This is a genomic window from Chamaesiphon sp. OTE_8_metabat_110, assembly GCF_031382685.1.
Lineage (GTDB): Bacteria > Cyanobacteriota > Cyanobacteriia > Cyanobacteriales > Chamaesiphonaceae > Chamaesiphon.
Window position 1 is genome coordinate 1 of the sequence record NZ_JANMZA010000294.1, and the last position, 7,156, is coordinate 7,156.

Consider the following 7,156-nt stretch of genomic DNA (forward strand, 5'->3'; position numbering starts at 1 on the left):
GTCTGTGGGGCTACAAGATATGAATGACATGGTGTATCTGCCATTGACCAATATGTCCGCCGAAATTGTCGGTAACAATGCCCTGACAGGTGTGGCAATTAATGGCTTTTGGCTGCAAGCAAGCAATCCCGATCGGCTTGAAGCGGCGCAATTTCAGGTGACGAATGTGCTGCGGCTGCGCCATGATATCCGCCCGCCTAAAGAGGATGATTTTACTGTCACCAATGAAGTGGATCTGATTAAGACTTTCACGAATATTATGGGATTGTTGACGCTAATGGTTACGGCGATCGCTGGTATTTCTCTAGTCGTCGGTGGCATCGGCATCGCGAATATTATGCTGGTGTCCGTGATGGAACGGACGCGGGAAATCGGCTTGCGGAAAGCCGTCGGAGCAACTAGCGGCGCAATTCTAAATCAATTTTTGATGGAATCGATCGTGATTTCTAGTATCGGTGGTGGAATCGGGATCGCATTTGGTGTCGCTCTCGCTTTCGCCGCCGCTACGATCTTTAAATTTCCCTTTGTGGTGTCTTTATTGTCAGTGGTGGTGGGTTTTGTCCTTTCGCTGATTGTGGGTGTGTTGGCGGGTGGTATTCCTGCTCGTAATGCGGCAAAACTAGACCCGATCTTGGCACTACGTGGGGATTAAATAACGATGTCAGTTAGGCAGGTTAGTCAGTTAGTCAGCGGTTGAAACCGCCGCTAGTGGTGCAAAGTCCGCCTACGCGGACTTAATTTCTTACTTAGTCCGCGTTGGCGGACTTTGCATTCCGAGCCACGATTTCAATCGTTGGCATTTATCGTTGGCATTTAATAACTATGGCAAGCATGATTTCGCTCGAAGATATTACTAAAACCTATCATTTGGAATCAATCGAAGTCCCAGTTCTCAAACTGATTAATTTGTCGATCGAGCAAGGCGAATATGTCGCGATTATGGGAGCATCAGGTTCGGGAAAATCGACCCTAATGAATATTATCGGTTGTCTCGATCGACCTAGCAGTGGGCAATATTTCTTAGCAGGGCAAGATCTGACGACGCTTGATGATGATGAACTTGCAGATATTCGCAATCAGTATATTGGGTTTGTATTTCAGCAGTTCAATCTATTACCACGGCTCACATCTTTGGCAAATGTGATGTTACCAATGATTTATGCTGATGTCGATAAGTCGCAACGAGTCGAACAAGCGACAGAAGCTTTAGTCCAAGTCGGTTTGAGCGATCGGATCCAAAACCGTCCCAATCAACTTTCTGGCGGACAACAGCAGCGGGTGGCGATCGCCCGTGCTTTAGTCAATCATCCCGCTCTAGTCCTCGCCGATGAACCGACTGGCGCGTTGGATTCCACCACTTCTGAGGAGATTATGAATCTGCTGACAGAGTTAAATCAACAAGGTACGACGATCGCGATCGTTACTCATGATGCTAGTGTCGCCGCTAGAACAAAGCGGATAATTCGGATGGTGGATGGGGTAATTGTTGAGTCGAACTAACCTCGACCGCGATTAGGTTTACAGTCTACAAATCCGATCGATTCACTATCCAAATAACCAGCTAAAGCCATCTCTATCAACGCCTCAACTGGATAGTTAATTTCAGCCGCTCGTTGGCGTAGCCTCGGCTTTGCCGAATCGATAAATGCCGTTCTAATCCGCTCTGGCAAATTTGCCAGGATTGCTTGAGCCGCGTTAGGTGTTAGTTGTTCTAAAGTCTGCGATTGCATAGCTTAACGCTCCATCGGAATTTTAACGTTATATGGCGGCTCGGTTGCTCTAAGCAGAATTGCTTCTAGTTCTAATAATAACGCTGAATTCCCCCATAGATCGAGTGTTTATGTCTGTTCCTATCAGTTCGTTGGCGTAGCCTACCGGAGGTAATCGATAGCTAAAAACTCGCTATATTGAGAGATAAAATCTCTCGATCGCTACTGATACAATAGAAGAAAATATAGATATAAATTTTTATCATGCAATTTAAAAAACTTGCGATCGCTTTACCACTAGTTTTAGTTAGTCTGCTGGCTCAAGAAGTCAACGCTCAGGTCAAGCAAAATCGTTTGCGAAATACATTGACAGGATCGGGTTATTGTTTAGATATTATCAATGATGGGGATAATAACAAACTGACTATGGCTAGATGTGCTAATGTTTCTGGACAACGTTGGAGCTTAACAGCTAGTGAGAAAAATCCTCAAGCTTATCGGTTGCAGACTCCATTTACAGGTACTGACAATTGTTTAGCGACGATCGATGATGGTAACAATAATCGACTCACGATCGCTCGATGTAGCGATGCTCCCGGACAACTTTGGAGCATTACACCTAGTAATGCAAATCCTGGTTCCTCTGGCTATTCTAATTTGCGGAATGAGCTTACAGGCGCGGATAAGTGTTTGAAAATAATTAATGATGGTCGAAATAATAAACTGACGATGGCTACATGTAGTAACGTCGCCGGACAAAGCTGGAGAATTACCAAAACTCCTTAATTAGTGCATTGACATAGCCTCTCCTCAGAGGCTATGTCAAGAATATATTTAAGGTAGGCAAGAATAATTATGTTGCTATCATATTGACCTTTTACAATTTTTCTCACAAGTTCCTCATCTTGTTTCGATATTGTGAGAGATAGTAAATTTTCTAATGAATCACGAGGATAAAATTTATGAAATGGCAACAATTAATCCTAGTTTTTATAGCCACTATCTGCTTGATTTTCGCGGGAAAGGCTTTGGCACAGACGGACGTTAATATTAACAATACCAACCTGATTCGCTTTGGTGGCGGCGTGACTGTAGCAGAGAACCAAACTGTCGAAAATGCTAGTGCTTTTGGTGGGAGTGTGACGGTATTACCTAATGCCAGAGTTTTAGATACAGCTATTGCTTTTGGCGGCGATGTCATCCTCAAAAAAGGCTCGCGGGTAGATGGTGATGCCTACTCCTTTGGCGGCAAAATCGTTCAGGAACCAGGCGCGATTATTAGTGGCGAACGTGCGACATTTAGCGACAGACACGGGATGATGTCTGACTCTTATGGGAGGCGCAGTTTCTTTCCTTGGTATTTCTTCAATGCTATTTTCAGAATCAGTGCCGCTGTAGTAGCAGGGATTCTCGGACTGATTATCTTGCAAACCAATCCGCAGTTTTTACCGAATTTGGCTACAAAGTTGCGTCAATATCCTGGGTTGGCAGCTCTGTGGGGGATTGGAGCGATTTTATCAATTATTTTTGCCACTGTGTTGCTGGCAATTACGTTAATTGGCATTCCCTTGATTCCAATCCTGAGTTTGAGTGCGGTTGTAACTTCGTTAGTCGGTTCGCTGGGTGTAGCTCTGTTTGTCGGTCAACACATCGATAGAAATAGTCAGCAGTCAGTATTCAAGCAGTTCTTAATTGGTTTGGCGATCTTGACAGTTCTGACATTGATTCCGTTTTTGGGAGGCTTAGTAGTGTTCCTGATTAATCTATTCGGCTTGGGTGTCATCTTGCTCTGGAAATTCGGTAAAGACCAACCTCAAATGGCGGCTTAGATACGCTAGATCCCCACTAACTACTACAAAATCTAGAAAAACCACTATGATTACTCATAAAACCAAAGAAGTTTCACTCGATGAACTATGGGAATCAGCCTCCATCAGCGATTGCGCTTCACGCACGCTAGGCGATCGAATATTTAACCCCGAATCCCTTGCAAATCTACCTGAAACTGCTCGGCGATATCTAGAACATGCAATTGCACCTGAAACAAAGCTTGCTGCTGCGGTGCGCTTGAAAATGCACGGTGAAATTAAATTGAAAAAGTGGATTCCCTTCACAGCCGAGCAAGTCATTTGCTTGGAGCATGGACTGATTTGGAGTGCTACAGCATGGATGAATGGCTTCTTGCCCATTATCGGATCGGATCGCGTCATCGACGGCAGCGGTGCGATGCAGTGGAAAATATTAGGATTGTTTCCTGTGATGACGGCGGATGGTAACGATATTACGCGGTCTGCTATCGGTCGCCTCCAAGCAGAGTCAATGTGGCTACCGTCGGTGTTATGTGACAATGAGGTTTCATGGACAAGCTCATCGTCATTGGAGCTAGACTCCAATTTGCATTCCAGTTTTGTCGTGCAAGGCGACAGAGCCGAACTAGACTTTACCATAGATCGATCGGGTCGTCTCAAAACCTTCAAGTTGCCACGCTGGGGCAATCCAGATGGTGCTGAGTTTCGTGAGATGGACTTCGGTGGAATTGTAGAGGAAGAGGGGACATTTTGCGGCTACACCATTCCAACCCGTCTAAGGGTTGGCTGGTACTTTGGCACCGAGCGGTTTGAGTCGGAGGGCGAATTCTTCCGCTGCACGATCGATGATGCAATCTATCGGTAGTGGAAGATTCAAGCACTAATTAGGGAAAATAGATTGAAAAAACTCTTTGTCAATAAACATGCTGTCAAATTATCTTTATTATTCATAACAGCAGTTGCTTTGAGCATTGGGGTGGGAAGTAATCATATTGTTCTTCAGCATGAAAAATCATCAGTTCCAGTTACAACTTCCGCAACTATTCCTAATGATTCAGCCCAACAAATTCAACCGCAAGTTTATTGGTTACGATCGGAGCGATCTAAACTAACTCTAGTTGCCAAATCATTACCATCGAATACACCAAGTTCTAGTTCCCCACAGCAAGGATTAACAATCGCTATGCAACAGTTACTAACAGCTCAACCCCGTGATGATTTGACTAGTACGATTCCCAAAGGTACTAAACTTTTGAGTTTGCAAGTTTGCGCTGATGGGGTACATGTCGATCTATCGCCAGAATTTCGTTCTGGTGGTGGTAGCACCTCGATGATTTATCGAGTCGCACAGGTGATTTATACGGCTAGCAGTCTCGATCCTAACGCTAAAGTTTTTATCTCTGTCGGTGGACGATCGATCGACCAGAATCATCCTCTAGGCGGTGAAGGATTAATCTTGCAGCAACCGACTACTCGATCTCAATTTGCTGCTGACTTTCTCTGATTTTTAAACATAACCAACAACAAAGAATTAATAACATGAACGTACCAAATGATAACTTCCAGGAAAATGTCGAAACAATCCAGTCTGAATTAGTAACGGGAGAACATGAAGCGAAAACAGCAGAAAAGATTGGCGTAGAAGAATTTAGTATTCATGGTGATGCCTTGGGTGCCAAAATCAAAGAACTCATTCATCAAGGCAACATTCGGCGGATTATTCTCAAGAATGAAGAGGGGCATATATTAATTGAAATTCCTTTAACTGTTGGCGTGGTGGGTGGTGCCATCAGTGCGGCTTTCTTCCCCATTCTGGCTGCTGTGGGATCGATTGGGGCGATGGTCGCTCATCTGACGATCGTGGTGGAAAAACGATCGTAATCTAGCTTGCTAAATCTGGGTATGATTTATTTTTTAATCAACGCCCATAATCTTACGATCGAACGCAAAGACAGCACTATTCGGCTCGTCCTAGCGATCGTCGTTCCGTGATGCCAAGGGCAAGGCTCCGCCAACGAACTCTAAACCTACCTCTATTGACCGATCTGTTTCTCAGCAATCATCAATATATTTATAGTATAAAAACATTATAAGGATCGACATAATAAGGAAAAATATTTTTTCTTTATTACGATTGATAATAAATTAGATTTTAAACAATAAAATACTGGTGAAGATCGACGAAATCTGTGCTAATACTCTAGATTTCTTGGGGCAGGCTTGGTGGGTCGAAGTTTTGACAACTCAGCCCCGATGTACTTACTACTTTGGCCCCTTTGGTGGTGTAGAGTCAGCGAATCTAGCGGTGTCTGGCTATGTCGAAGATCTCGAAAGCGAATCTGCTCAAGGAATTAAAACCCAGGTGAAACGTTGTCATCCAGCTCGACTGACTATCGAACACGATCTGGAGGACTAAAGATCGATGTCGAGCAGAGTGACTCTTTTTCATACCTAAACAATCGCTACGTTTCAAGTGGGTAAATCCCCTTAGAAAGCTACGGCGTATATACGAGTCGGATAAGCTTCGTTTTTAGATCTGAATCCCCCAAACCCCCTTAAAAAGCGACCCAAATCACGCGGAGGTTCCCGACCCATGTGTTTGGGTCAAGACAGCGGATGCGTTCCGCGCGGGTTCCCCGCGCAAGGAAACGCACCAAGCAGCTTGCTCAGATCCGGTTCCCCCTGCTTGGTGCGCTAATCCGTCGGGTTTCCCGACGAACGCGCATCCGCTTTTTAAGGGGGCTAGGGGGATTTTCTAGGGTTTGCGAATGCTATCTTATATTTCAAACAACCTTTAAGATCCCGTTAATATATATTAGCTTTTACTAGATTTGGTATGGCTAAAATACCTCTATAGCAAGCATCTCAATCAAATTGCCACTTTCGTCTTAACCGTTGGCGGACAGCCAGATCCCCTGAAGAATCGACCAAATTTTATAAGTCTATTTCCAGATAAAAGTCGAGCGGCTTGCTAGGTCTAGAGTGTTATAATTAGTTATGGCAGTTACTAATTCAGACCTTCAAAGTTTTAATTCCATCGGTTTAAAATCTCCATCGGTTCATGTCTTAACGGAGATCCAATCTCATGGCATATTGCTAGTTTTACAAGAGCCAGATTTAAAGATTTTACAAGTTAGTAATAATACGATCGGTGCATTTGAAGTCTCCCCAAGTCTCGTCATCGGACAGCCATTAGAAAAGTTTTTAGATGTCTTTCAGGTCGAGCAATTTCGAGCGGCATTAGCAGACCAAAGTTTCGATCGTACAAATTACACGAAAGTATGGGTAACAAAATCTAAGGATAATTACCGGATCTTTGATGCTGTTTTTCATCGGAGTCCTGATGGCTATCTAATTCTAGAATTGGAACCAACCCAAAAAGACGAACATATTCCTTTTCAAAGTTTTTATCATTTAGCTAAAGCCTCAATTCTGCAAGGGAGATCGGCTAATAGTCAATTGACTGCAACTGCCGATTTAGCTGCTTTCGGTCGAATTATGGTAACAGAAGTGCGGAAGCTGACTGGATTCGATCGAGTCATGCTCTACAAATTCGATCGGGATGGGCATGGTGAAGTCATCGCTGAGGCTCGAGTAGTCGAAATGGACTCTTATCTGGCTCTGCATTTCCCAGAGTCA

The 7,156-nt window shown here is 44.1% G+C and carries 9 protein-coding genes and 2 pseudogenes; 9 read left to right on the plus strand and 2 right to left on the minus strand.

Translation table 11 applies throughout. The features are described 5' to 3' along the window. A partial coding sequence (locus RMO52_RS10525; RefSeq protein WP_310413778.1) for an FtsX-like permease family protein occupies positions 1–652 on the plus strand: 652 nt, incomplete at its 5' end. Between the two features lie 170 nt (positions 653–822). Further along, positions 823–1,500: an ABC transporter ATP-binding protein gene (locus RMO52_RS10530; protein WP_310413781.1), complete on the plus strand. Its 678-nt coding sequence runs from the start codon at positions 823–825 to the stop codon at positions 1,498–1,500. On the opposite strand, the gene RMO52_RS10535 is transcribed toward RMO52_RS10530, so the two are convergent. Beyond that, positions 1,497–1,730 (minus strand): hypothetical protein, encoded by a 234-nt coding sequence (locus RMO52_RS10535; RefSeq protein ID WP_309744834.1) that lies wholly within the window; start codon positions 1,728–1,730, stop codon positions 1,497–1,499. The genes RMO52_RS10530 and RMO52_RS10535 overlap by 4 nt on opposite strands. A 3-nt stretch (positions 1,731–1,733) precedes the next feature. After that, positions 1,734–1,826 (minus strand): annotated as a pseudogene (locus RMO52_RS24690) (GIY-YIG nuclease family protein); the annotation flags it as partial. A gap of 147 nt (positions 1,827–1,973) precedes the next feature. Between RMO52_RS24690 and RMO52_RS10540 the strand changes: the two are divergent. The 7 genes and pseudogenes from RMO52_RS10540 to RMO52_RS10570 form a co-directional block, all read left to right on the plus strand. Then, entirely contained in the window at positions 1,974–2,495 is a 522-nt protein-coding gene (locus RMO52_RS10540) for an RICIN domain-containing protein (RefSeq protein ID WP_309744832.1), read from the plus strand. 176 nt (positions 2,496–2,671) lie between these two features. Beyond that, the gene (locus RMO52_RS10545) at positions 2,672–3,538 is read left to right on the plus strand and encodes a hypothetical protein (RefSeq protein ID WP_310413784.1); all 867 of its coding nucleotides are present in this window, start codon (positions 2,672–2,674) and stop codon (positions 3,536–3,538) included. Positions 3,539–3,584: 46 nt separating this feature from the next. Continuing rightward, positions 3,585–4,382 (plus strand): DUF6920 family protein, encoded by a 798-nt coding sequence (locus RMO52_RS10550; RefSeq protein WP_310413787.1) that lies wholly within the window; start codon positions 3,585–3,587, stop codon positions 4,380–4,382. A 33-nt stretch (positions 4,383–4,415) separates the two neighbouring features. Further along, positions 4,416–5,021: a GerMN domain-containing protein gene (locus RMO52_RS10555; RefSeq protein ID WP_310413791.1), complete on the plus strand. Its 606-nt coding sequence runs from the start codon at positions 4,416–4,418 to the stop codon at positions 5,019–5,021. Between the two features lie 35 nt (positions 5,022–5,056). Next, positions 5,057–5,398, plus strand: coding sequence for a DUF4342 domain-containing protein (locus RMO52_RS10560; RefSeq protein ID WP_309744824.1), 342 nt, complete (start codon positions 5,057–5,059; stop codon positions 5,396–5,398). Between the two features lie 289 nt (positions 5,399–5,687). Further along, a complete protein-coding gene (locus RMO52_RS10565; protein ID WP_310413795.1) occupies positions 5,688–5,933 on the plus strand; it encodes a DUF1816 domain-containing protein in 246 nt (81 codons plus the stop codon). Positions 5,934–6,514: 581 nt separating this feature from the next. Beyond that, positions 6,515–7,156: pseudogene (locus RMO52_RS10570) on the plus strand (cyanobacterial phytochrome A); the annotation flags it as partial.

Excerpts from the sequence above, each read along its gene's own strand:
- RMO52_RS10530 (WP_310413781.1), top strand. The coding sequence starts at position 823 with ATGGCAAGCATGATTTCGCTCGAAGATATTACTAAAACCTATCATTTG.
- RMO52_RS10535 (WP_309744834.1), bottom strand. The coding sequence starts at position 1,730 with ATGCAATCGCAGACTTTAGAACAACTAACACCTAACGCGGCTCAAGCA.
- RMO52_RS10540 (WP_309744832.1), top strand. The coding sequence starts at position 1,974 with ATGCAATTTAAAAAACTTGCGATCGCTTTACCACTAGTTTTAGTTAGT.
- RMO52_RS10545 (WP_310413784.1), top strand. The coding sequence starts at position 2,672 with ATGAAATGGCAACAATTAATCCTAGTTTTTATAGCCACTATCTGCTTG.
- RMO52_RS10550 (WP_310413787.1), top strand. The coding sequence starts at position 3,585 with ATGATTACTCATAAAACCAAAGAAGTTTCACTCGATGAACTATGGGAA.
- RMO52_RS10560 (WP_309744824.1), top strand. The coding sequence starts at position 5,057 with ATGAACGTACCAAATGATAACTTCCAGGAAAATGTCGAAACAATCCAG.